The sequence below is a fragment of the Actinomyces sp. 565 genome (genome assembly GCF_010365615.1).
In the GTDB taxonomy this organism is placed as follows: domain Bacteria; phylum Actinomycetota; class Actinomycetes; order Actinomycetales; family Actinomycetaceae; genus Actinomyces.
This window is the reverse complement of record NZ_PIZD01000003.1, coordinates 1-21,441: the sequence shown is the minus strand read 5'-3', so window position 1 is coordinate 21,441 and position 21,441 is coordinate 1. Positions and strand designations below refer to the sequence as shown.

The following is a 21,441-nucleotide window of genomic DNA, read 5'->3' as shown; positions in this document are numbered from 1 at the left end:
GATCATGTGTGCTGCCGTTGAACACCTTGGGAGTGTAATTGATTATCCACAAGTATGTTCAGCTATGGCGTATACGGCAAGATGGTGAGAGCATAGTGCCATGCCGGAGAGTTTTCTGACCATCGCTGAAGTAGCCGAGCACCTGCAGCTGTCTGCCCAGGGGGTGCGGGCCTTGATCCAGTCGGGTGAGCTCCCGGCGATTCAAGTGGGGGCCCGCCACTTGTGGCGCGTGCCGGAGAGCGCCTTTGATGAGTACGTGGAGCGCCAGCTCGCGGCGACTCGCGCGATGGTGGCGGCCGGATCGCTGCGGGCGACCAGGGGCGCGGACGCCTAGCCCGGGTCCCGGACTGGGCGTGCGCGGCGCCGCTGATGCGTTCAGCGGCTGCGTATCACCTCGATCATCGGCAGGGCGATGGTGACCGCGCCGGGAGCGCGCCCCGGGGCGGCGCCGTCGTGGATGACGTCGATGTAGTCGGCCCCCACGCGGGCGAGCCGTCCGGTGAACTCGCCTGCAGCGAATACCACGCGCACGCGTGCGCCGGCGCGCGCGAGCCGCCGCAGTACCGCCTGGATGGTGGGGCGGCGTCCGGCCGGCGCGGGTGCTGGGCCCGGCAGGGGTGTGGCCAGGGCGATTGCGTGCAACGGCACAAGTGACTGCATACCCTCGCTCTCGGTGAGCAGTACGAAGGCTTCCTCGGCGCGGCTGACGACGCCGTCCACGGACGTTCCGCCGCGGGTGCGCAGGTGCACGGTGCGGCCGACGGCGCCGTGTAGCCGGTCGGCCAGGCGCAGGCTGGCTACTTCCGCCTCGGCGAGCTCTGCGGCCTCGGCGGCGAGGTCGGCGCGGCGCTCTGCGTCAAAGCGGCTTTCCAGATCGGCCAGGAGGCTGTCCCAGTTCATGACCGCAGCTCACCACACCTGTGGTGCCACGCCAAGCGGGTGGAGGCGTTGGGGTGGGGGCCCGCTGCGCTTGCTGGGCGCGGCGCCCCGGATTTCAGTGTTGCCCTGCCGTCCGGGTCGTGCCGCGCACCGGCTGGAATCGGGCACACTTGGCCCATGCGTGCTTACCTTCCTGCCACTGCCTCCGACCTGTCCGCCGTCCGGATCAGCCCCCGTATAGCCCATGCGGTCACGCCCGCGCTGGCCGACGCGTTTCCCGAGGAGGATCAGGAGGGGCTGGAGGTCTCCGCGAGCCTGTGCGCCGCGGACTCCTCGGTGCTGCTGCTGGCCGCGCCTGGCGCGGAGGCGGAGGCGGATCGACGCGTAGTGATCGCCGCGGATGTTGAGGATGCGCAGGTGCGGGAGGTGCCGGTGGTGGGCGACGTGCTTCCGGGCACGGTTGAGGTGACCGCGCCGGTGGAGTGGGACCAGGTGGCTGCGCTGCTGGTGGACGAGGCGGAGGCGGAGGCCGATGTGCGCGCCGCGCGCACCGGGGATGAGGCTGCCTTTGAGCGTGCCGCAGATGCGGACCTGCTGTGGTATGACGTCTCCGAGCGTGCCGCGCTTGCGCAGGAGCTGGCCGCCACCCCGCGAAACCGGCACTAATCACACGCCGAGACCGGCACAAGTGACGTGCCGAGACCGGCACAAGTGACGTGCCGAGACCGGCACAAGTGACACGCCGAGACCGACACTGATCACACAGGGAGGGGTGAGCTGCCGGCGGCGGCTCAGTCAGGAGGCGATGACGCGCAGCCTGGAGCCCGCGGGCGAGCGGGTGACCTCGATGCGGTCTGCTACCTGCCGGCGCAGCTCCTCCACGTGGGAGACGATGCCGACGGTGCGTCCGCCGGCCTGTAGGCGGCCCAGCTCGGCAAGTACGTTTTGGAGGGTTTCGGGGTCCAGGGAGCCGAAGCCCTCGTCGATGAACAGTGTTTCCATGGTCACTCCGCCGGATTCGGCGGTGACTACGTCGGCCAGGGCGAGGGCGAGGGACAGGGATACGTAGAAGGTCTCCCCACCGGACAGCGTCTTGGGGCCGCGCACACCGGAGTCGGAGAAGCGGTCGATGATGCCGAGCCCCAGTCCGCGGTCGGTGCGGCTCCTGGAGCCGACCTCGTCGTCTACGTGGACGAGTTCATAGCGCCCCGCAGACATCTGGGACAGGCGCTGGTTGGCGAAGACGAGAACTTCCTTGAACCGCTCTAGCAGCACCCAGGTGGCCAGGGGGGTGGCGGAGTCGTTGTAGCCGGAAGCCACGGCGACGACCTCCCACAGGGCGGCGGAGTCCTTGACCACGGCGGTTAGGGCGGTGGCGGCGTCGCTGACGGCGTCGGCGGCCTCCTGCACGCGGGCCAGGTGGGAGCGGGCCTGCTCCCGCTTCTCCACCGCCGCCTGGTAGGCGGATTCGGCGGCATCCAGCCGTTGGCGCGCGCCGACGACGTCGGCTTCCTCCTCTCCGGTGAGGGAGGCGATCGCCTCATCCTGGGTCAGGCCGTGCCGGACGCGTTCGCGCCGTGCGGCCGCCTCGGCGACCTTCTGCTCCAGTTCCGTCAGCTTCTGGCCGGGCAGGTAGGCGGCGTTCGCGTCCGTGGCGGAGACGAAGCCGGCCTGGGTGACGGCATCTGCCAGTTCGGTACGGGCTTGCGTGGCCGTCCGGGTGGCCTCGGCGGCCTGAGCGAGTAGGGCTGCGAGCTGGCCGGTGGCCTCGGCGGCATCGCTCAGGGCGCGCATGTGGTCGGCGACGGAGTTGTAGGCGCCCTGCGCGGTGCGGCAGTGCTCCCGGTCCCGGGCGAGAGCCTCAAACTGGGAGTCCAGCCGGGCGCCTTCCTGCGCTAGCTCGGCCCGGCGCTGCGCGAGTTGTTCGCGCAGCTGCTCGGTTGTGCTGGTGAAGTCGGCGAGCTGGGACTCCAGTTCTGGCGCTGGTGCGGCGGCTTGCTGTGCGGAGTCGAGTTCACGCTGCGCGGCCTCCAGCGCCTGGGCGAGCTGTGCCGTGGGGGACTGCCCGGCGGCGGTGCGGGCCGTGGCCTGCTCGGCGACCAGTGCCTCGTGGGTCTTGACCTGTGCCGCCAGCTTGGCGTCGGCCTGGCGTTGCGCCGCCTCGGCGGCCTCGACGTCCGCGCGGGAGACGGTCCCCTGGTCGGGGACGGCGGGGGCGGGGTGCTCGGTTGAGCCGCACACCGGGCAGGGCTGCCCGTCAACGAGTTCGGTGACGATCGAGCCGGCGGTGGCGCTGATCCAGGCCTCGCGCTGCTGGGAGACGAGCGCGTTGGCGTCGCGCGCCGCGGCGGTGGCGGCCTCGACGGCGTCATGCGTGGCGGCGATCTGGCCGTCCAGTGCGTCGGCGCGTTGGGATGCCTCGAGGCGCTCGGCGCAGGCGGCCCGCTGCAGGCGCAGCTCGGGCACTCTTGCCTGGGCGGCGCGCGCTGCGGCCAGCGCCTCTTCCAACTCGGTCTGCAACTCGGGCCGCTGTGCCAGTTGGGCGGCGGCGTCTTCGGTGTCTGCCTGGTTGGCGGTGAGGCGCTGCTGGGCGGTCTCCGCCTCCTGGGCGCGGGCGGCCAGTCCGTCTTCCAGCTCGACGACGGCGCTGAGTGTTCCCGCTCGGGTGCGCAGGGCGTGGCTGCGGGTGGTGATGGTGCGGGCGGCCTGTGTGAGGGCGTCCAGGGCGGGGAGCGCCTCCGCGTAATCCGCGTCGGCCGGTGCGGGTGTGTCGGTGGCTGGGATCAGGGCGGTGAGCGCCTCCAGCGATGCGCGGGCGGGTTCGTATTCGGCGATGGTGAGTGGGGTTGTGGTGTTGTTCCCGGGGTCGGAGCCGGTGGTGGACGGGCGGTTCTCCTCCAAGGCCGTGATGGCTTGCGTGTGTGCGGTGCGGGCGGCGTCGGCGGAGTCCTGGGCGCGGGCCAGCACGGGGATGACGGAGGCGGCCTGCCGGGCCGCTTTCGCACGGGCGGCGTCGGCGGCGTCCTGGGCGGCGCTGGCGTCGAGCTGCTGCTGCTCGGCCACCAGGCGTGCGCGCCGGTCCAGGCGGTCCTGCAGTGCGATGGCGGCGTTGACGGCGTCGACCGCTTCCTGGCGCGCGGCGCCGGCCGCATCCAGGGCATGCTGCGCCGGTTCGGTCGGTGCCTGCGCGGCTTGGACGGCGGCGTGAGCTATGGATGTGATGGCCCCGGCATCTGGCACGCGGGCGGACACGAGGGCCTCCAGCTGTGCGGCGGGAGAGGGCGGCGGGGAGACTGGTTCGCCGCCGTCTTCCCCGGGGGAGTCGGCGCTTGCTGCAGGGGACTGCATGTCGGCGGCGGTGCCTAAGGGGCCGCCGGCGGGGGAGTCGGTGGCGGCGTCGCCTGCGTCGGTAGTCGCCGGGGGGTCGGATTCGGAAAGCAGGGGTGCCAGGATCTCGGCGCGGGCGCGCAGTACCTGGCGGGCAGACTCCGCCTGCTGCTCCAGGGCACGGCCGCGGATACGCAGCGCCTCCTGCATGTGATCGAAGACGCCCGTGCCGAATACGTCGCGCAGCAGCTGGCGGCGCTGCTTGGATTCGGCGCGCAGGAACTGGGCGAACTTCCCCTGCGGCAGGATGACGGTCTGGGTGAACTGGCCACGGTCCAGGCCCACGATCCGGAGGATCTCCTGGCCTGCCTCATCGATGCGCGTGATCGGCTCGCTTAGGGCTTTCCCGTCCGGGGCGGACAGCCGCCACAGCTTCACGGAGGCGTTCTGCTTGGTGGTGCCGCTGCCTCGCCGTTTGGGGCGCATGTACTCGGGTGTGCGCACAACCCGGTAGACGCCGGCGGAGGTGGAGAAGACGAGCTCGACCTCGCTGGGGGCGGTGGGGGCCACCAGGGTGGAGCGGATGCGCTGCTTGGAGGACCCGTCTGAGTCTGCGACCTCCCCGTAGAGGGCGAAGACGATGGCGTCGATGATGGTGGTCTTGCCCGATCCGGTGGGGCCGGTCAGCAGGAAGCGGCCGGAGTCGGCGAAGCGGTCGAAGTCGATGGTCTCGGTGCCGGAGAAGGGGCCCACCCCCGTGATGGTCAGGCGGTGTAGGCGCATCAGCGGTCCTCCTTGAGCTGGGTTTCGGCGCGGGCGGCGTCGTAGGCCGCGGCCATGATGGCGTGCTGGGCCGGTGTGGGGCGGTGACCGAGCATCTCGGTCAGGAAGCGGTCGGCCACGTCCACCGGGTCCGAGGCGCGGGTGACGGTGATGGTTTCGCGGTCGGGCTGCTCGGGGCGGGTTTGGGAGAAGGCCAGCAGGTTGGGGAACCGTTCCTTGAGCTGGGCCATGGTGCCCGGGGGCATGGGGCCGGTGAGTTCCACGCGCACCCAGTCGCGGGTGTAGATCGCGTTCGCGGGGGCGAGGAGCTGATCGAGTGTGCCGCGCAGCGTGGTGGCCCGGTAGGGGGTGGGGGTGGGGATCCGTTCCATGCGGGTCACGCCGGTGGGGCCCAGTTCCAGCAGCACGGAGGACTTGGTGACGTCGGCCTCGGGGAAGGAGAAGGGCAGTGGGCTGCCGGAGTAGACCAGGCGCGGGCGTGCGGGGGCGTGAGCGGCGAATGGGTGCGCATCGGCGGCAGGTGCGCTGGCCGTGGCGGTGTCGCCCCCGGCGGCGGGGGAGTGCAGCTCTTGGGGGCGGTGCAGGTGTCCGAGGGCCACGTAGTCGAGCCCGCCGGAGGCGTCGGCCAGGGGCGAGCCGCCGAGTGTGGTGAACACGCCCGCCGGCACGGAGTCCACCCCGCCGACGCGGATGTCCCGCTCGGAGTCGGGGCTCGCCTGCCCGCCGACGACGAAGGCGTGCGCCATGGCCAGCGCGGGCACCCTGACGGTGTCTGCGGCGCGTCGGGAGGCGAGGTCCCGGGAAACCAGCCGCAGTGCTGCGGAGACAACCGCCTCGTGGCTGCGCGGCAGCAGGGCGGGACCGCCGGCGGGTACGGGCGCGGCTGCATCGGGGGGACCGGGGAAGGCCGCCGGGTCGGCGGGGGAGGCGGCGTCGGCCTGCGCCTCCGGTTCGACGATCCCCTCCCCGAGGCGTGCGGCCAGCAGGGGTGGCAGGGACTCGCGGGCGGCGTCGGGATCCAGGTAGGGCAGGGCGTAGATGTACAGGCCGGGATGGCCGGCGGCGTCGGGGATGATGACGGGGCTGTCGACGTCGGCCACGCGCACGCGCAGGTCCAGACCCTCGCGCAGCAGGGTTGCGGCGAAGCCGAGCCGCTGGGCGGAGTCGTGGTTGCCGGGGGTGAGCACGACGCGGGTGCATTCGGCCAGGCGGCACAGGGTGTCGTCGAGCAGGCGTACGGCGGCGGTGGGCGGGATGGCGCGGTCGTAGACGTCCCCGGAGATGACGACGGCGTCGACACCCTCGGCCTTGACCACCTCGATCAGGTGCTCGGCGAAGACAGCCTGGGCGTCATCGAGCACCCGGCCGTGGAAGGTGCGCCCGAGGTGCCAGTCGGAAGTATGGAGGATCCGCATGCCCGCAGCCTCTCACAAGCCTCCGACACGAATTCCAGGGTCTTAGCGGGTGGCGTCCAGGGGGATGCTGCCCAGCGGCCAGCGTGCTGGATGCGTAGCGGTCAATCGACGGCACGAACCTGGACTAGGGAGTCGACTTGGGGGACGATGTCGATCTCCCAGCTGGAGTGGTCGGTGGCCGCGTCAACGGTATCGAGGTAATCGACGACCTGCTGGCGTGCCCGGTCGAGGTGGGCTACCTGGGTGTGGTGGTCGTCGTCGAGCTCAAGCTCCCAGCCACCCGACCAGCGGGTCGCAGTGACCGTAACACTTCGGTTCATGCCTCGACCTTATACTGGCGGCTGTGGGGCAAGGCATGGATCAGATCGCGGCTTCGCCTTTTCATCCACTGCCCGCGGACAAGTGGCAGTGGCGTCCGTCCCCGGTGCCCGGACAGATCGTGTATGTGACGACTCGCGATGCCGACGGCGAGGTGAACCTGGCGCCGAAGAGCTGGGTGTCAATGGCCGCCTTCCGCGGGCCGATCATCGGGTTCGGATGTTCCGAGCAGCATCAGACCTGCGCCAATGCGACCGCTACCGAACGCTTCACTCTGAACTTCCCTACCGCCCGGCAGGCCGAGCGGGCCCCAGAGGTCGCGGATGCACCCAGGGAAAGCAGGCTGGCCGTGGCGGGCCTGACGCTGGAAGAGTCACGCGTGGGCGGGGTGCCGCATCTGCTGGAGTGCCCGGCGTACGCGGACTGCAGCCTGACTCGAACAGTGCGGTTTGATGGTGGAGAAGTCTTCCTATTCGGAAGGATCGACCTGCTTGCGATGCACGAGGAGCTTTTACGGCTCCCCACAAAGGATGCCTACGCACGACTCGCTCCGGCCTTCTTCTGTGAACCCGGCGTTGTCGGAGAGCTGCGGGTGGGGGTAAGGAAGAATGTCCGAGCTTGGTATTAACGTGCCCGCAGCCTCTCACAGACCTCCGAGACGAATTCGAGGTGCTTAACGGGCGGCGTGCAGCGGGCGTATGGATGTGGTTCGCGAGTGCGCGGTGCGCACCGCCGGCGGCGGCTCAGGAAGGCGCGTCTTCGAGAAGGCTCTTCCACCAAGCCGCGAACGTGGGGCACCGCCGCAGAAGCTCTTCCGCGCCCGCCCGCTCGGCGAGCTCCCGGCCATCTTGCACTTTGCGGTATTTGCGACAGACTCGGTGGATGCGCTTGGACGGACTCGTATCCGGCCCGTTGTTGACCTCCTCCGGGCCGCCACTCGCCTCGACGGCTTTGACGAGCTGTTTCAGTGCCTTTGTTGAGAAGGCCCCTGTTGAATGACCTGCGGAGATGGAGGCGAGCGCCAGAGCCTCGATCTCATGCTTAACGACGAGTGGGCGGAACCTGGGGTCCTCGAAATGGTCTCGGAGGGCCTGCTCCAAGGACTGCCGGTACGACTCCCCTTTGCCGTTGGCAATATAGCCGGGCGCGTTGCGTGGGTAGCCGTAGAAGTCTATCAGCAGGCCGACTCTGCTCAGATGAGTGTTCTTAAGTAACCTGCGCAGGTGGTCATCATATTTTCGCCAGTTGCCGCCGCCTCGATTTGCACCATGTGACGTGTCGGAGGTGATTACCGTAATAGGTTGTATATAGATCGAGTGAGTCAGTGCCACGGGTGCGAAGACGCTCTCCAAGACGCCTTGCTCGGTTTGTCCTTCAACGAGCACCATGACATGTCTGAGAGCTGTCATTGGACAACCTCGATCGTCTGCTCGTGGAAGGACGGATGGCCCGTGAGCAGGTTCATCTCCCACAGGGCTCCTACCGAGTACTCCTCGAGGAAACCCGCTAGGATCTCGGGGTTGGGGCGTGTGGCGACCGTGGCGCCGTCGACTCGGTTCAGTACCAGAACTTCGCCGATCTCGAAGTGCGACAGCAAGGGCACGGACTGGGTGGCGACCAGGACGCGATGCCCGGTCCTGCCTGCTGCGTGGATCATCTCCGCGAGCAGCGTAATCGCCGCTGGGTGCAGGCCGAGCTCGGGCTCGTCCAGAACTACAGTCGAGGGAAGGTCCGGACCCAGAAGCAGAGTTGCCAGGCACACGAAACGCAGGGTGCCGTCGCTCATCTCGCGGGAGGAGAAGACGCGGTCGAGTCCGCGCTGTCGCCAGCGTAGTCGGAGTCGCTCGTTCTGGTTCGGCTCCAGCACGAAATCCTCGAAGAATGGCGCCGCGGAGCGTACGGTGGACACGATCTGCTCATAGCGGCGAGGGTGCTCTTGTCGGGTCTTGAGCAGGAACGGGCCTATGTTTGAGGCATCGGAGTGAAGCGCAAGATCATCTGCGGTGTTGCTGTACTGCCGCACAGGGGCGTTGGGGGAGACGTCGTCGAAATGGAATACGCGACATCCGGAGACGATCGGCGCGACGTAATAGGCAATAGTACGTTTGCCCTGCCCCTCGTGAGGAACGGTCTTGCCCTTTCCGTGCAGGTCGCTTCGGGATATCCTCTCCTCGAAGGGACGCTCGTGCCATGGCTGTTGGAACAGGAGATCCTCTGTGACGCGGGGAGCGTCGTCGTCGTCAAGCGCGAGGGCTACGCGGTAGCCGTTGACGGGACGCCCCGGGGCGGCTGCGCCGAAGATCGAGATGCGTGCGGTACCGTCCTCATCTCGAAGGGACGGCGCGATCCCGCCCCGATCCGTGAGGTAGTTCTGGAATGTGTCGTCCCAGACGCGCGAGACAAGCTCAAGGGCGCTGACCAGGTTGGACTTACCAGACCCGTTGGCGCCGATAAGGACGGTGACATCACTCGTCAACTCCAGGTCGAGGTCACAAATCGAGCGGTACCCCTGGATGACGATTCTTCCGAGCGACTCCTGGGCGGCCATGGCACCAGGCTACCGTGTCACTGCCCTCCGGCGGTGTGCCCAAGTCAGGTGATCGCCTTTGAGTCCTGAGATCTTCCGGGGCCCGGTGTTGCCGCCGAACTGCGGGCGGGGGCGGGGAAGAATGTCTGAGATCGGCATAAACGTCCCCGGTCGGCCGGAGGGGCTCTCGGAGAGCCGCGTCATTCCAACGATCGCGAAGTCGCGGTTCGACGCGGTGAACGCGTTTATGCCGAACTCGGACAGTTTGGCGCGCTACTTCCGCCCGAATAGCCCCCGCAGGAAGCCCGATGGCGCGGCGGACGAGGCGGGCTCGTCGTCGTGGCCCTGGCAGCGCTGCGACTTGGGCACGCCCGCCAGCGCCTGTTCGATGTGCTGCCCGCAGCCCGCCCAGGTGGGCTTGCCGCACTTCTTGCACGTCACCTTGCGACACATGATGCTCTCCTTGTTTTGGTTTCGGTTGATCGGGTTGAAAGAAAAGTGGCGGTGCCCGGCGTGCCCTGGGCGCCTAGACCAGGGACAGGAAGATCTTCTCCAGCTCGTCCACGGTCAGCGTCTCCGGCGCGACCACCTCGTCCGCCGCGGCTCCGGCCCCGCCGTCGTCGCCGGCGGATGCCGCCTGCTCGGCGTCGACGCAGTTGCGCATCGCGCTGGCGACAATGACGAACCCGGCCCGGTTCAGCGCATGCGTGACCGCTGACAGCTGCGTGATCGTCTCCTTGCAGGAGGCCCCGCGCTCGGCGGCGTCGATGACGGCGTCCAGCTGGCCGCGCGCCCGCTTGAGCCGGTTGACGATCCGCCGCTTCGTCTCCGGATCGCACTCGAGGCCCGGGGCGGCCGGCGCCGTCGTCGCGGCGGCACCTCGAGTTGCAGCATCTTGAGTCTTGGCCACGGCGATCACGCTCCCACCAGGAAGGAGTCGGCGTCGTCACCCAGCCAGGCGCGCAGGGTGATCATGCCGCCGGTGAGAACCGAGGACTTCAGCCCATTGCCCACCAGGATCCGGTGGGCGATGTTCGCCCGCACCCCCACCTGGCAGATCACGCCGATGGGACGGTCGGCCGCCGCCTGCCGCACCTCGTCGATGCGGCCGCGCAGCTCGGTGTGCGGGATATTGAGCGCCCCCGGCACCATGCCCCGGGCGACCTCGGCCCCCGTGCGCACGTCCAGCAGCAGGTGGGTGCGCCGGACCTGCTCCAGGTCGCGCACGTCCCATACCTCCACGCTTCCATCCAGCACGTTCGAGCCCAGCATTCCCGCCAGGTTCACCGGGTCCTTCGCCTGACCGAAGGGCGGGGCGTAGGCCAGATCCAGGTCGATCAGGTCGGCGACGCCCAGGCCGGCGCGGATGGCCGTGGCCAGCACGTCGATGCGCTTGTCGACGCCGTCGCGCCCCACGCACTGGGCGCCCAGGATGCGCCCGTCTGGGGTGAAGTTGACCGAAAGGTGCAGCTGGGTGGCCCCCGGGAAATAGCCGGCGTGCTGGTTGGGGTGCAGGTGAATGGTCGTGTACTCGATGCCCGCCGCATCCAGCGCGGCGCGGTTGGCGCCGGTCATCGCCGCCGTCATCTTCCCGACGCGCACAATGGCGGTGCCCAGCGGCGCGGGAATCGGCCGGGCGTGCGCAGGATCCATGATGAAGTCGGCCACCAGCCGCCCCGCGCGGTTCGCCGGGCCCGCCAGGGGGACGGGGCGGCGGGCGCCGGTCACCGGATCGGTGGACACGGTGGCGTCGCCGACGGCGTACACGTGCGGCAGATTCGTGCGGCCGTGCTCGTCGACGACGATCGCCCCGCGCTCCAGCTCCAGGCCGGAGGCGGCGAAGGCGGCGGTGTCCGGGCGCACCCCCGTGGCCAGGACGACCAGGTCGGCCTGCACTCGCGTGCCGTCAGTGAGAAGGACCTCGTCGGCGTCGGCGCCGTGGATGATGGACTGCGCGGCCGTTCCAGTGCGAACGTCAATGCCCAGCCGGCGCAGCTCCTGGGTGATCGGGTAGGTGTGCTCCCGTTCCAGCGGCGGCAGCACATGCTCGGCGAACTCGACGACGGTGGTGGCGATGCCACGCTTGGCCAGGACCTCGGCGGCCTCAATGCCGATGAATCCCGCTCCCAGAACGACGGCGGAGCCGGCTTCCGCGTCCGCCCACTCGCGCAGGCGGACGGCGTCCTCGACGGTGCGCAGGGTGGAAACGCGCGGAGAGTCCAGGCCGTCGATGGGCGGGCGCGCGGCCTTAGCGCCGGGGGCCAGCACCAGGGCGTCGTAGCCGAGGCGCTGGACGCCGTCGGCGGTGCTCACGATCACCTCCCGGGCGGCGGGGTCGACGCCGGTAACGTCGTGGCCTGTGCGCACATCCAGGTTGAGCCAGGCGCGCAGGCGTTCGGGGGTCTGCACCAGCAGGTCATCCTGGTCCTCGATCTCCCCGCCCACGTAGTAGGGCAGGCCGCAGTTGGCGAAGGACACGTGCTGCCCGCGGTCCAGGACGATGATCTCGGCGTCATCGCTCAGGCGGCGCGCGCGGGCGGCGCAGCTCATCCCGCCGGCGACGCCGCCGACGACGACCAGCCGCAGGGGACGCTCGGAGCCGGCGGGGGTGGGGCAGGGGGTGCCGCCGTCCTCAGGCGCAGAGACGGAATCCCGTGGGCTCATCGTCATACCTTTCGCGTGGTGGTGCCTCTGCGGCGCCGTCATTCTCCCGGCGCCATCGGGGCGCACGCCGGACAATACCCCAGGGAGTATTAAAGCGGCCAGTCCGGCCCGCGCCCTGCTAACGGGGTCGAATTCGTGTCGGTGGTGCCTGACAGCATGGGTGACGTGAGCAAGAAGAAGCCTGAGCAGACTCTCGGCCGATCGGCCGCTGCCAGTCCCGATTCCTTCGGAACGGCGTCGGTGTCGGCATCGGTGTCAGGGGTGCGCTCACTCGCGGCTCGACCTGGCGATCGTTCGAGTCTTATGGATCGCATATGGTTGAGCGCACGGGTTGTGGCGGATATCTCGCTCATGCGCACCACTCATCCATCGAAGGAGCAAAAATCATGACTGAACTCACATTGGACGCCCTGCGGGACAAGCTCGCGGACCCGGAGTGGGCGGCGGTCCGTGTAGAGGCCACCTACCAGCCCAGCGGCGGTCCGGGCGCGCGTGTGTATCCGCCGACCTTCCCCACCAATGGGGAGAAGTCTCCCTATCTGCTGGAGGATCGGCGCTGCGATGGTGAGGTTCGTAAGGCAACGGTGCTCGACCAGGTGCCGGCCCAGAACAACCGCTGCGAGGAAGCTGAGGCGAGGGCCTGGCGTCAGGGCATGGTGCGCATGCCCATGTTGCGGATGACGCATGAAAACGCGGCGAGCTTCGAACTCATTGGCCTCGAGGCGCCGCACCGCGCCTTCGATGCCTACTGGCGTGACTGCGAGCTTGGCGGCGTCAAGTTCGACCGGACCGAGATCGGCAAGGCGATTCTGGCAGCGTCTTTGGAGGATGCGACGGCGCTGCTGACCTACGACCCCGCCACCCTCGTCTACGGAGGCTGGAACTCCCACCGCAAGGGGCGGCAGGCGAAGTTCCCGCGCCTGTACGCCAGCGAGATGATCGGTTGGGACCCGGTTGAGGGTGAGCGCAAGGCCGGGCGCATGGACCCGGCGAACCTGACCGGATCGCGCAAGGGCGAAGGCGATGGGTGGACGTACTCGTCCTCGGAAGGGAAGAAGGGGACGAAGCTCAGCGAGATCGGGCACGGCAATATCGCCCCGGGTGACGCCCACGGCGGCGTCACCATTAGTGAGGCGACTCGCACCGCCGTCCTCAGCCTCACCGCCACCCGGCGACTGGGCTTCGGCTCCATGGATCCCGCGGCCGTCGAGGCCGCCCGAGCCCTGCTCGTCGCATTTGGCCTCCTAGGTGACCGGCTCGCCTTTGGCGACGCCGGCCTGTGGCTGCGCAGCGGCTGCGACCTGGTCATGCAGACCGAGCAGCTGGAGTGGATCGGTCGTGGCGGCGTGGCGGAGTCCTTCACGCTGTCCCCGAGCGCGGCAGCCCAGTTGTACGAGGACGCCCTGCAGGCGGCCCTGGACGCCGGGGTGCCGCTGCACCTGGAGACTGTGGATCTGGAACCCAACGAAGCCCTGCGCAAGGCAATCGACTTCAGCCTGACCAAGGCCGAGTCCACGGGGGAGTGACATGACCCTCCGCTTGGACATCACGCTCCTGAGCGAGCGCTACGACGCCGGGGGAGGGGAGGACCCGCTTGCCGTGGAGTGGCCTCCCCACCCGGCCCGGGTCTTCGCCGCCCTGCGCGCCGTCGCCGGTGAGGATGAACTAGGACCGCTGGACAAGTTGGAGCGCCTGGCGCCGCCGCTGATACATGCGTCCCCCACCGCCGCGGTGGGTGCGCGGCATTCTCGGGGGTACGTCGTAACAAACGTACGCGCCAGCAAGGGCGGACATCAGACCCACCCCGCACGCACCAGCGGCTTCCGGCAGCGCATCAGCACCCTGCCTGAGGACGCCCGCGTCCAATTCGACTGGCCGGATGGGGACGCACTTTCCGATGGCACGGTGGCCGACCTCGACCGCCTCGCCCGGCGCGTGCCGTACCTCGGCCGCTCGACGTCGTCGGCAACGCTCGCCTTCAGCCGGGTGGGGGAGCCGACGCCGCTTCCAGGCCTGACCACCTACGAACCGACGGTGGGGCGCAGTTCCCTGAGTATCCGCGTGCCCTACCCCGGCTACCTCGACGAACTCAATGCGCTTTACCGGGATGACCAGCCCGCATGGCAGGCCGCCGGCCCGCGTGCGCGCCGTTTCTACCGTGAAGTCGGGGCGGCGGAGACCAGTGACGAGAGCAGCGAGGAGATCTCTGCGGTGGACGACTTCGATTCCCCGTACCCGGACCTGGTCATTCTCAGATTCGAGGAGCTGCGTCCCTCCGGCCATCTGGTTTCCATTTTCACCGAGGCCCTGCGCCGCAAGGTCATGGGGCAGACGGAGAACCCGCTGCCTCCCGCACTGCACGGCCACGGTACCCCCGGACTGCCGCATGTGGCCTACCTGGGGCTGCCCTTCGTGGGCAACGAGCACGCAGACGGACAGCTGATGGCTCTGGCCGTCAGCATTCCGGGGTTGGAGCATGACGAACGCCTGCGCATTCTGCGCGGCATCCTCGGGGAGGATCCGGAACGGGATGTCGTGCTGCGTGTCAACGGATTCAGACAGAGTTTTCGGCTCCGGTATGCGCCTGACGAGACACGGCCCTTCACTTCCACCGTCGAGCGCTGGACGCTCCCCGCGCGGACGTGGGCCACGGCCACGCCCCTGGTGCTGGACCGCTACCCGAAGGACCGCGACCTCGCCGCGGCGGTGGCCGAGTCCTTCGTCAACGCCGGCCTGCCGGAGCCGCGTGAGGTCGAAGTGAGCAAGGAGCCCATGGTGTACGGGGCGGTGCGGCTGAGACCGCAGGAGTTGCCCAAGCGGTGTCAGGGACGCCTGTACACGCATGCGCGTGTCACCTTCGATCGCCCCGTCAGGGGGCCGATTCTGGCCGGTGCGGGACGCTACTTCGGTGTCGGGCTGTTCGCTCCCGAATATGAGGAGGAGCAGCAATGAATGTCACCGATTTCGAGAAGTTCATGCGGGAGGTGCATGGACATGACCCCTTCCCCTGGCAGTCGGCGGTGGTCGAGCAGACGGTGGAACGGGGCACTTGGCCGGCGCTTGTCGACGTGCCGACCGGCATGGGCAAGACCTCCATGCTGGACGTGGCCGTATTCCTCCTGGCACTAAGCGCCGGAGGCGAGGCGCCCGCAGGCCTGGGGCGGCGTCGCATCTTCCTGGTGGTGGACCGCCGGATCGTGGTTGACCAGGCCGAGGCGCACGGGCGACACATCGCTGACGCTCTGGAGGAGGCCGTTGAGGGCGAGGTCCGCTTCGAGGTGGCTCAGAGACTACGTGGCTTGGCGGGAGACGAGGACCACGCACTGCGGGTGGTGAAGATGCGCGGCGGAGCGACCTGGGATGCCGCCTGGCTGCCGCGTCCCGACCTGCCCGCCATAATCACCGGCACCGTGGACCAGGTGGGCAGCCGCCTGTTCTTCCGCGGATACGGGGTCAGCAAAGGACGACGGCCCATCGACGCCGCGCTCGTGGGCACCGACTCGGTCGTCATGATCGACGAGGCCCACCTGGCACAGGCCTTCACCACCTCGCTGGCGTCCGCCCGTCAGGCCGATCGGACCTGCCAGCTGGGGCTGCCGGAGGGCTCGGTAATTCACCTGAGTGCTACGAGTGCGGAGAGGCCCGGGAAGGACCCTGGTGCCTGGGAGGCGTCATTCGATGAGGACGCGCATCTACGGAATAGGACTGCCGCGCAGAGGCTGACCGCGCATAAGCGCCTGACGTTCATCAAGTCCGCCGAGAAGAAGATCGTCAAGGACATGGCTGCCCGTGTCGGTGAGCTGGTCGGCGAGCCCGGTTCCCGGGTGTTGGCGGTGTGCAATACGGTCGCCCGCGCCCGGGAAGTGTATGAGGCGCTCACCACCGGGAGGACCAAGCTCGGCGAAGTCGAGGTGCTGCTGCTCATGGGGCGCTCGCGCCCACTGGACCGTGAGGGGATCGCCGAGCGGGTCACTGAGCTGTTCGGCGCCGGCCGGGAACCAGGCGACCACAAGGCGGTGCTAGTGGCCACCCAGACCATTGAGGTCGGCATCGACCTCGACGCCACGGATATGGTCACCGAGACCGCGTCCTGGGACGCCCTGGTGCAGCGCTTCGGCCGGGTCAACCGGCGAGGAGACCACGACTCGGCCTCCATCACAGTGGTGGAGGACCGCGCCAAGAAGCCCCCCGTATATGGGCCGGCGAAGGTGGCTACGGCCGAGTTTCTGCGAAAGATCGCGCAGAACGGGCTTGACGTTTCTCCGCTGGCGCTGCGCCATCTGCAGGAGGACGTGTCGAGAGACCTGATCTCGCCGCGGCCCCTGCTGCCGTTGTTACTGCCCGCTCATCTGGACGCCTGGGCGAGGACAAATCCCGCTCCGGTGAACGATCCGCCGTTGGACCCGTACCTGCACGGCATCAACAAGGCCGCCGCCCGGATCACCATCGCCTGGCGCGACGGCCTGGAGATCAGGAGTGGCGGTGAGAATGCCGAGGGCGACCCTGAGTTGCTGCCCCCAGATCATGCGGGAGCCGTGGTGGAGTCGGTGCCGGTGCGCAGCGAGGAATGTATAGAGGTCTCGCTCATGGCGGCACGTGCCTGGCTGCAACAGGGCCAGTCGGAGACCATGGCCGACGTCGACGACTACGACGCCTTCGATGACATCCCCTTCAAGGCCGATGACGGTAATGCCAATCTGCAGGCGTTGCGCCGCGGCTCTGACGATCAGTGGCGGTGGATCACCGCTCGTGAATTGCGGCCGGGAGACACGATCGTCGTTCCGTGCGAGTACGGCGGCCTGGACCGCTTCGGTTGGAACCCCTCCAGCAAAGAGCCCGTTAAGGACATCTCCGAGCTGGCCTCTCTGCGACGCGGGCAGCCCATTCTGCGCCTGGACTCCGACCCGGGGAACCGACTGGGCCTGCCGCCTCTTGAGGGGCTGCGGGAGCTGGTGGCCGACTGGCGGAATGCGGAGGAGCCGGAGGACCGTGACGCATGTCAGGGCGCCCTCGTGGAGGCGGCACGCCAGTGGCTGGGCTCGTCCGGCGCCCCCGAGTATCCCTGGACGCCGGAGGATATCGAGTGCTTGCGGAACGCATTTGAGCACAGCGGTGCCCTCATCTCAACCGGTGTGGAGCGGCGCCGTCGGAACAGGAGACGTGGGCTTTCCGCCGCTGGTTCGAGGGAACTGATTCCGGTACTGCGGGGCGCTGCTCCCGCAGACGACTGGCGGACCGTCGGTACGAGCGGAGAGCACGCGGGCGGCAATGCCGCGTCATCAGTGCCGTGGCGCGCCGTCAGCGAGGAGGACCAGGCGGGCACTTCCACCCTCAACAGGCGCGTGACCCTGGCGGAGCACCTGGCGGCGGTGGGCGAGCGCGCCCAGCAGATCGCAACTAACCTGGGGCTGCCGGAGGAGCTGCGGCGCGTCGTCGTCGACGCTGCCCGCTGGCACGACCTGGGCAAAGTGGACATGCGTTTCCAAGCCATGCTGTTCGACGGCAGCCGGATCGCCGCCGAACTCGCCAGGGAGCCGCTGGCGAAGTCAGGCATGCCGCCCGGGGAACGCGCCCGACGTCGGCGTGCACAACGGCTCAGCGGCCTGCCCAGCGGCGCCAGGCATGAGGCGTGGTCGGAGGCGATCGTCACCGCCCACCTGGAGGGGCTCGTCGAGCCCTACCCGGGTGACGTCGAGCTGCTCCGGCACCTAGTGGCCAGCCACCACGGCCATGCCCGTCCCTTCCTGCCACCCGTTGACGACCGGGGAGACGGTGCGCTTCGGGCGGCGATTGGTGAGGTCGCCGTCGAGGTTCCGCTGCCGGTCGAGTTGCATCTGGCAGACGCGGATCGATTCGCCAGGCTCAATCACCGTTACGGCCGGTGGGGCCTGGCGCTGCTTGAGACAGTGGTGCGCAGCGCCGACATGACCATTTCATCGGAGGGATCATGAGCCAAGTCAAGTTTCCTGCACTGGTAGGCGAATCACCGCTGGCCATTCTTGCCGCCATCGGTACGCTCCGGTTGATCCATGACTTCGTCGATGAAGGCGCTCGGCTTTCCTGGGATCCTGCGGATCGGGAACCGGTACTGCATTCGAAGCTGTCATCGGTCGACGCCGTCGCCGAGGAACTGGCGGAGATCGTCACCGAGATGCCCGAGGATGTGGTTGTGCCCGGAGGGCCAGCGGGGTTTCCGCTGGAAAGGATAGGCACAAAAGGGTCAGATCCAATGCGGCCGTTGCCCGGAGGTATGGCGGATTTATTTGCGACTCTAACCGCAGGATTATGCGAATCAGAGGTTGACACGGTTGCGATTTGGATGGGGAGTCTCGTAACTGATCTCGTGTTTAGGAAGCCAGCAAAGAAAGGTGAGCAGCCGGTCGGCATGGTAAGCCAGTTCATTGCGGGCGCTGGACAGCAAACCATAGCAACGATGCTTGAAAAGTCGCATGAAAGTGTGTGTTCCCACCCGGAGTATCTGTATCAAGCCCTTGCTGGCTGGCGCAGGGGCGAGGGTGTGACCGGCGAGTACCTGGATCATCGTGCGATCTGGAGTGCAACGGATGATCCTCGAGGTCAGAACGGGAAAATGCGCGGTGTTCCAGGTGCGACGTGGCTTGCGCTCATGTCCTACCCGCTGTGGACCACCACGGCGGCCGGAAAGCAGGTCCGCACCAGCGGTTGGCATCAGGAGAAGGCAAGGCGCGGCTCTGTGGCGGAGCTGAGGCTTCCGCTCTGGCAGGAACCGCTTGGTCCGGCGGCTATAAAGGCGCTTGTTGAGCATCCGGTTCTCGAAGGCAAAGGGGAGACGAAGACACCGGAGGCCGCTGCTCTCCGCCTGCTCGGGATCTTCCATGTCTGTTGCGCGCACCGCCGCCAGGCAGACGGCGGCAAATCAGCGGGCGTATTGGTGCCTGTGTCATGAGCGTCGACATCATTAGGCCGGATCTCCCGGGACTGCCGGAGACGGTGCCCGCACGCATGCTGAATGAGTTCGTGTACTGCCCACGGCTGTTCCACCTGGAGTGGGTGCAGCAGCAATTCGCCACCAGCGACGACGTCGAGGAGGGTCTGTACCTGCACCGGGTTGTTGACCGGGAGGCGGGGGACCTGCCGGACAAGTCCGAGGCGTGGAACGGGCGGGTCGCCAGATCCGTGTCGCTGTCCTCACCGAGGCTCGGGCTGGCTACCAGGCTGGATCTCGTGGAGGACGGCGGGGACGGGACCGTCGTCCCGGTCGACTACAAGAAGGGACACCCCAACAAGGATGGTGGTGCTTGGCCCAGTGATCGCGTGCAGTCCCTGGTGCAGGCGCTGCTGCTGCGCGAGGAGGGTTGCGCCGTCGAGCGGGCCGAGATCTGGTACGCCGAGACCCGGCAGCGCGTCCACATCACCGTGGACGATGCGGCGCTGCAGGAGATCACCGACACCGTGACACGTGCGTGGCGGGTGGCGTCCGAGCCGTCGGCGCCCCCGCCGTTGCGTGACAGCCCGAAGTGTGCCCGCTGCTCGCTGGTGGGCATCTGTCTGCCCGATGAGCTGGACGCACTGCAGACGCCTCCGAAGCAGCGCAGACCGCTGAAGCGGTTGATGGCGCCGATTCTGGAGGGACGCCCGGTCTACGTGACGCTGCAAGGTGCGGTGGTCGGCGTGCGAAGCGACCGGCTGGAGGTGCGCTTGTCGGGCGAGTTGAAGTCCAGCTATCGCCTGATAGACGTAAGCCAGGTGTGCGTCTTTGGGAACGTGACGGTGTCCGCCCAGGCTGCCAGGACCCTGCTTTCGCGAGACATCCCGGTGCTGTGGTTCAGCTACGGGGGCTGGTTCTCCGGCATTGCCGAAGGACTGCCGGGTAAGAACGTGGACCTGCGGATCGCGCAGTTCCGAGCGCCCGAGCAGCAACAGCTTGAGATCGCGCGCCGGATGATCTCCGGAAAGATCCGCAACAGCCGCACGATGCTGCGCCGAAACGTGCGTGGCGAGATGCCCCGAGTTGGCGAGCAGCTCAAGCAGCTAGCCATCCAGGCGATGCAGGCCGAGTCTTCGCAGCAACTGCTCGGGATCGAGGGGACGGCTGCACGCCTGTACTTCGGGAGCTTCCCGACCATGGTCGGGAAGAACTCACGTGTGGACGTCTCGGACTTCCAGGAGAACGGGCGCACGCGGCGGCCGCCGAAGGATCCGCTCAACGCACTGCTGTCCTTCTGCTACACGCTGTTGGTTAAGGACCTGACTGTCACGCTCATGGGGATCGGCTTCGACCCCTACTACGGGATGTTCCATAAGCCCCGGTTCGGGCGTCCTGCGCTCGCGTTGGACCTGGCGGAGGAGTTTCGGTCCCTGGTAGCAGAGAGCGTGGTGCTGCAGGTGCTAAACAACGGTGAAGTCGGTCCGCATGACTTTCAGAGTCGGGCCGGTGGATGCATGCTGGAGGCGAGTGGCCGCAAGGCCGTGCTCAGGGCCTATGAGCGGAGGCTGGAGCAGGAGATTACGCACCCGCAGTTCGGCTACAAGGCCAGCTATCGTCGCGTCATGGACATCCAGGCACGGGTGCTCGGTGCGGTCATGTTGGGGGAGCTGGATGACTACACGGCGATGGTGACTAGATGAGGACGAACCGACGCCGATATCTCATCGCGTACGACATCCGCAAGCCCGGGCGGCTGCGCCGGATCTGCAAGCTTATGGAGGCCAACGGCGAACGGCTCCAGTACTCTGTGTTCATCTGCGACCTGAACCGGACCGAGCTGGTCCACTTAAGGGCTGACAGTGAGGAGATCATGAACCTAGACGAGGACTCGGTGGTGATCGTCGACCTCGGCGAACTGGGGGAGGACCGCTTCACGTTCGTCGGTAGGCGCGCGGGTCTGCCCACTCAGGGGGCCCAGATTGTTTAGCGAGCGCTCCGGTGCTGCCCCGATCCCCGGGGAGTGCTCGAAAGGGCGGTATGACAGGGTTTTCTGGTTGTCGGCGGACCAGCGGACACGATTCACTTGCCCGTTTCTGCGGCAGCGCTCGCGAGACCGCGTGAATCCTTGACCAGCCGCGGCAAAATCCGCGAGCTGTCTTCCCGGCCTTCATGGCCGGGCTCCATTGAGGCACCTACACAGCGGTGTGGGATGAGCAGCGCGCCAGGTCTTCCCGGCCTTCATGGCCGGGCTCCATTGAGGCTCATCGATGCGGGCGGGCGTGTATAGGGGCTCGTCGTCTTCCCGGCCTTCATGGCCGGGCTCCATTGAGGCATGCGTTGTCTACCCATTCGTCGGCTGCCTTGATTGGTCTTCCCGGCCTTCATGGCCGGGCTCCATTGAGGCACGGACGTGACCGGCCGCCGCTGGGAGATTGTCGCGAGTCTTCCCGGCCTTCATGGCCGGGCTCCATTGAGGCCGCAAAACCGCCTGACGATCATCAGAAGCCGCCATTGTCTTCCCGGCCTTCATGGCCGGGCTCCATTGAGGCCATCCAGCTGATCTCTGGGGTTTCGGTCTTGGGTTCGTCTTCCCGGCCTTCATGGCCGGGCTCCATTGAGGC

General features: G+C 68.0%; 18 protein-coding genes and 1 CRISPR repeat array. Of the genes, 9 read left to right on the top strand and 9 right to left on the bottom strand.

From position 1 onward, the window contains the following. Positions 1–100: 100 nt before the first annotated feature. Complete coding sequence (locus GZ997_RS00585; RefSeq protein WP_161924556.1) at positions 101–334, top strand: helix-turn-helix domain-containing protein; 234 nt, start codon at positions 101–103, stop codon at positions 332–334. A 41-nt stretch (positions 335–375) separates the two neighbouring features. Here GZ997_RS00585 and GZ997_RS00580 read toward each other — a convergent pair whose 3' ends face one another. Next, positions 376–900 (bottom strand): Fis family transcriptional regulator, encoded by a 525-nt coding sequence (locus tag GZ997_RS00580; RefSeq protein ID WP_162678448.1) that lies wholly within the window; start codon positions 898–900, stop codon positions 376–378. A gap of 156 nt (positions 901–1,056) precedes the next feature. On the opposite strand from GZ997_RS00580, the gene GZ997_RS00575 reads away from it, so the two are divergent. Then, a complete protein-coding gene (locus tag GZ997_RS00575) occupies positions 1,057–1,545 on the top strand; it encodes a hypothetical protein (RefSeq protein WP_162678447.1) in 489 nt (162 codons plus the stop codon). Between the two features lie 129 nt (positions 1,546–1,674). Here GZ997_RS00575 and GZ997_RS00570 read toward each other — a convergent pair whose 3' ends face one another. The 3 genes from GZ997_RS00570 to GZ997_RS00560 form a co-directional block, all read right to left on the bottom strand. Continuing rightward, the gene (locus tag GZ997_RS00570; RefSeq protein WP_162678446.1) at positions 1,675–4,989 is read right to left on the bottom strand and encodes an SMC family ATPase; all 3,315 of its coding nucleotides are present in this window, start codon (positions 4,987–4,989) and stop codon (positions 1,675–1,677) included. Next, positions 4,989–6,404 (bottom strand): exonuclease SbcCD subunit D, encoded by a 1,416-nt coding sequence (locus tag GZ997_RS00565; RefSeq protein WP_162678445.1) that lies wholly within the window; start codon positions 6,402–6,404, stop codon positions 4,989–4,991. The genes GZ997_RS00570 and GZ997_RS00565 overlap by 1 nt, the downstream gene beginning before the upstream one ends. Positions 6,405–6,505: 101 nt before the next feature. Further along, entirely contained in the window at positions 6,506–6,724 is a 219-nt protein-coding gene (locus GZ997_RS00560; protein WP_162678444.1) for a hypothetical protein, read from the bottom strand. A gap of 35 nt (positions 6,725–6,759) precedes the next feature. Between GZ997_RS00560 and GZ997_RS00555 the strand changes: the two genes are divergently transcribed. Continuing rightward, positions 6,760–7,350 carry a flavin reductase family protein gene (locus GZ997_RS00555; protein ID WP_162678443.1) on the top strand — a complete coding sequence of 197 codons (591 nt, stop codon included), beginning with the start codon at positions 6,760–6,762 and terminating at the stop codon, positions 7,348–7,350. 115 nt (positions 7,351–7,465) lie between these two features. Here GZ997_RS00555 and GZ997_RS00550 read toward each other — a convergent pair whose 3' ends face one another. The 5 genes from GZ997_RS00550 to GZ997_RS00530 all read right to left on the bottom strand — a co-directional run bounded on the left by GZ997_RS00550 (position 7,466) and on the right by GZ997_RS00530 (position 11,835). Further along, positions 7,466–8,131, bottom strand: coding sequence for a DUF4276 family protein (locus tag GZ997_RS00550; RefSeq protein ID WP_162678442.1), 666 nt, complete (start codon positions 8,129–8,131; stop codon positions 7,466–7,468). After that, positions 8,128–9,270: an AAA family ATPase gene (locus GZ997_RS00545; protein WP_162678441.1), complete on the bottom strand. Its 1,143-nt coding sequence runs from the start codon at positions 9,268–9,270 to the stop codon at positions 8,128–8,130. The genes GZ997_RS00550 and GZ997_RS00545 overlap by 4 nt, the downstream gene beginning before the upstream one ends. Before the next feature lie 252 nt (positions 9,271–9,522). Beyond that, positions 9,523–9,702, bottom strand: a complete 180-nt coding sequence (locus GZ997_RS00540; protein WP_161924547.1) for a hypothetical protein — start codon at positions 9,700–9,702, stop codon at positions 9,523–9,525. A gap of 73 nt (positions 9,703–9,775) precedes the next feature. After that, entirely contained in the window at positions 9,776–10,159 is a 384-nt protein-coding gene (locus GZ997_RS00535) for a metal-sensitive transcriptional regulator (protein WP_162678440.1), read from the bottom strand. A 5-nt stretch (positions 10,160–10,164) separates the two neighbouring features. After that, positions 10,165–11,835, bottom strand: coding sequence for an FAD-dependent oxidoreductase (locus tag GZ997_RS00530; protein ID WP_162678483.1), 1,671 nt, complete (start codon positions 11,833–11,835; stop codon positions 10,165–10,167). Between the two features lie 464 nt (positions 11,836–12,299). Here GZ997_RS00530 and cas7u point away from each other — a divergent pair, with 464 nt between their 5' ends. The 6 genes from cas7u to cas2 are packed head-to-tail and all read left to right on the top strand — an operon-like array spanning position 12,300 to position 20,807. Next, positions 12,300–13,439 carry a type I-U CRISPR-associated RAMP protein Csb1/Cas7u gene (gene cas7u / locus GZ997_RS00525; RefSeq protein ID WP_162678439.1) on the top strand — a complete coding sequence of 380 codons (1,140 nt, stop codon included), beginning with the start codon at positions 12,300–12,302 and terminating at the stop codon, positions 13,437–13,439. Position 13,440: 1 nt separating this feature from the next. Continuing rightward, a complete protein-coding gene (gene csb2, locus GZ997_RS00520) occupies positions 13,441–14,865 on the top strand; it encodes a type I-U CRISPR-associated protein Csb2 (RefSeq protein WP_162678438.1) in 1,425 nt (474 codons plus the stop codon). Next, positions 14,862–17,864: a type I-U CRISPR-associated helicase/endonuclease Cas3 gene (cas3u, locus tag GZ997_RS00515; RefSeq protein WP_162678437.1), complete on the top strand. Its 3,003-nt coding sequence runs from the start codon at positions 14,862–14,864 to the stop codon at positions 17,862–17,864. The genes csb2 and cas3u overlap by 4 nt, the downstream gene beginning before the upstream one ends. Continuing rightward, positions 17,861–18,838 carry a hypothetical protein gene (locus GZ997_RS00510; RefSeq protein ID WP_162678436.1) on the top strand — a complete coding sequence of 326 codons (978 nt, stop codon included), beginning with the start codon at positions 17,861–17,863 and terminating at the stop codon, positions 18,836–18,838. The genes cas3u and GZ997_RS00510 overlap by 4 nt, the downstream gene beginning before the upstream one ends. Continuing rightward, on the top strand, positions 18,835–20,520 hold the full coding sequence (gene cas1, locus GZ997_RS00505) for a CRISPR-associated endonuclease Cas1 (protein WP_203233842.1): 1,686 nt from the start codon (positions 18,835–18,837) through the stop codon (positions 20,518–20,520). Before GZ997_RS00510 ends, cas1 begins: the two co-directional genes overlap by 4 nt. Further along, positions 20,517–20,807 (top strand): CRISPR-associated endonuclease Cas2, encoded by a 291-nt coding sequence (gene cas2, locus GZ997_RS00500; RefSeq protein WP_092532301.1) that lies wholly within the window; start codon positions 20,517–20,519, stop codon positions 20,805–20,807. Before cas1 ends, cas2 begins: the two co-directional genes overlap by 4 nt. Positions 20,808–20,974: 167 nt before the next feature. Beyond that, a CRISPR array of direct repeats spans positions 20,975–21,441; the repeat unit is 36 nt; unit sequence GTCTTCCCGGCCTTCATGGCCGGGCTCCATTGAGGC.

Coding starts and splice junctions, on each gene's coding strand:
- cas1 (WP_203233842.1), top strand. CDS start 18,835: ATGAGCGTCGACATCATTAGGCCGGATCTCCCGGGACTGCCGGAGACG.
- GZ997_RS00565 (WP_162678445.1), bottom strand. CDS start 6,404: ATGCGGATCCTCCATACTTCCGACTGGCACCTCGGGCGCACCTTCCAC.
- GZ997_RS00585 (WP_161924556.1), top strand. CDS start 101: ATGCCGGAGAGTTTTCTGACCATCGCTGAAGTAGCCGAGCACCTGCAG.
- GZ997_RS00510 (WP_162678436.1), top strand. CDS start 17,861: ATGAGCCAAGTCAAGTTTCCTGCACTGGTAGGCGAATCACCGCTGGCC.
- cas7u (WP_162678439.1), top strand. CDS start 12,300: ATGACTGAACTCACATTGGACGCCCTGCGGGACAAGCTCGCGGACCCG.
- GZ997_RS00550 (WP_162678442.1), bottom strand. CDS start 8,131: ATGACAGCTCTCAGACATGTCATGGTGCTCGTTGAAGGACAAACCGAG.
- cas2 (WP_092532301.1), top strand. CDS start 20,517: ATGAGGACGAACCGACGCCGATATCTCATCGCGTACGACATCCGCAAG.
- GZ997_RS00545 (WP_162678441.1), bottom strand. CDS start 9,270: ATGGCCGCCCAGGAGTCGCTCGGAAGAATCGTCATCCAGGGGTACCGC.
- cas3u (WP_162678437.1), top strand. CDS start 14,862: ATGAATGTCACCGATTTCGAGAAGTTCATGCGGGAGGTGCATGGACAT.
- GZ997_RS00580 (WP_162678448.1), bottom strand. CDS start 900: ATGAACTGGGACAGCCTCCTGGCCGATCTGGAAAGCCGCTTTGACGCA.
- GZ997_RS00560 (WP_162678444.1), bottom strand. CDS start 6,724: ATGAACCGAAGTGTTACGGTCACTGCGACCCGCTGGTCGGGTGGCTGG.
- GZ997_RS00555 (WP_162678443.1), top strand. CDS start 6,760: ATGGATCAGATCGCGGCTTCGCCTTTTCATCCACTGCCCGCGGACAAG.
- GZ997_RS00570 (WP_162678446.1), bottom strand. CDS start 4,989: ATGCGCCTACACCGCCTGACCATCACGGGGGTGGGCCCCTTCTCCGGC.
- GZ997_RS00575 (WP_162678447.1), top strand. CDS start 1,057: ATGCGTGCTTACCTTCCTGCCACTGCCTCCGACCTGTCCGCCGTCCGG.
- csb2 (WP_162678438.1), top strand. CDS start 13,441: ATGACCCTCCGCTTGGACATCACGCTCCTGAGCGAGCGCTACGACGCC.
- GZ997_RS00540 (WP_161924547.1), bottom strand. CDS start 9,702: ATGTGTCGCAAGGTGACGTGCAAGAAGTGCGGCAAGCCCACCTGGGCG.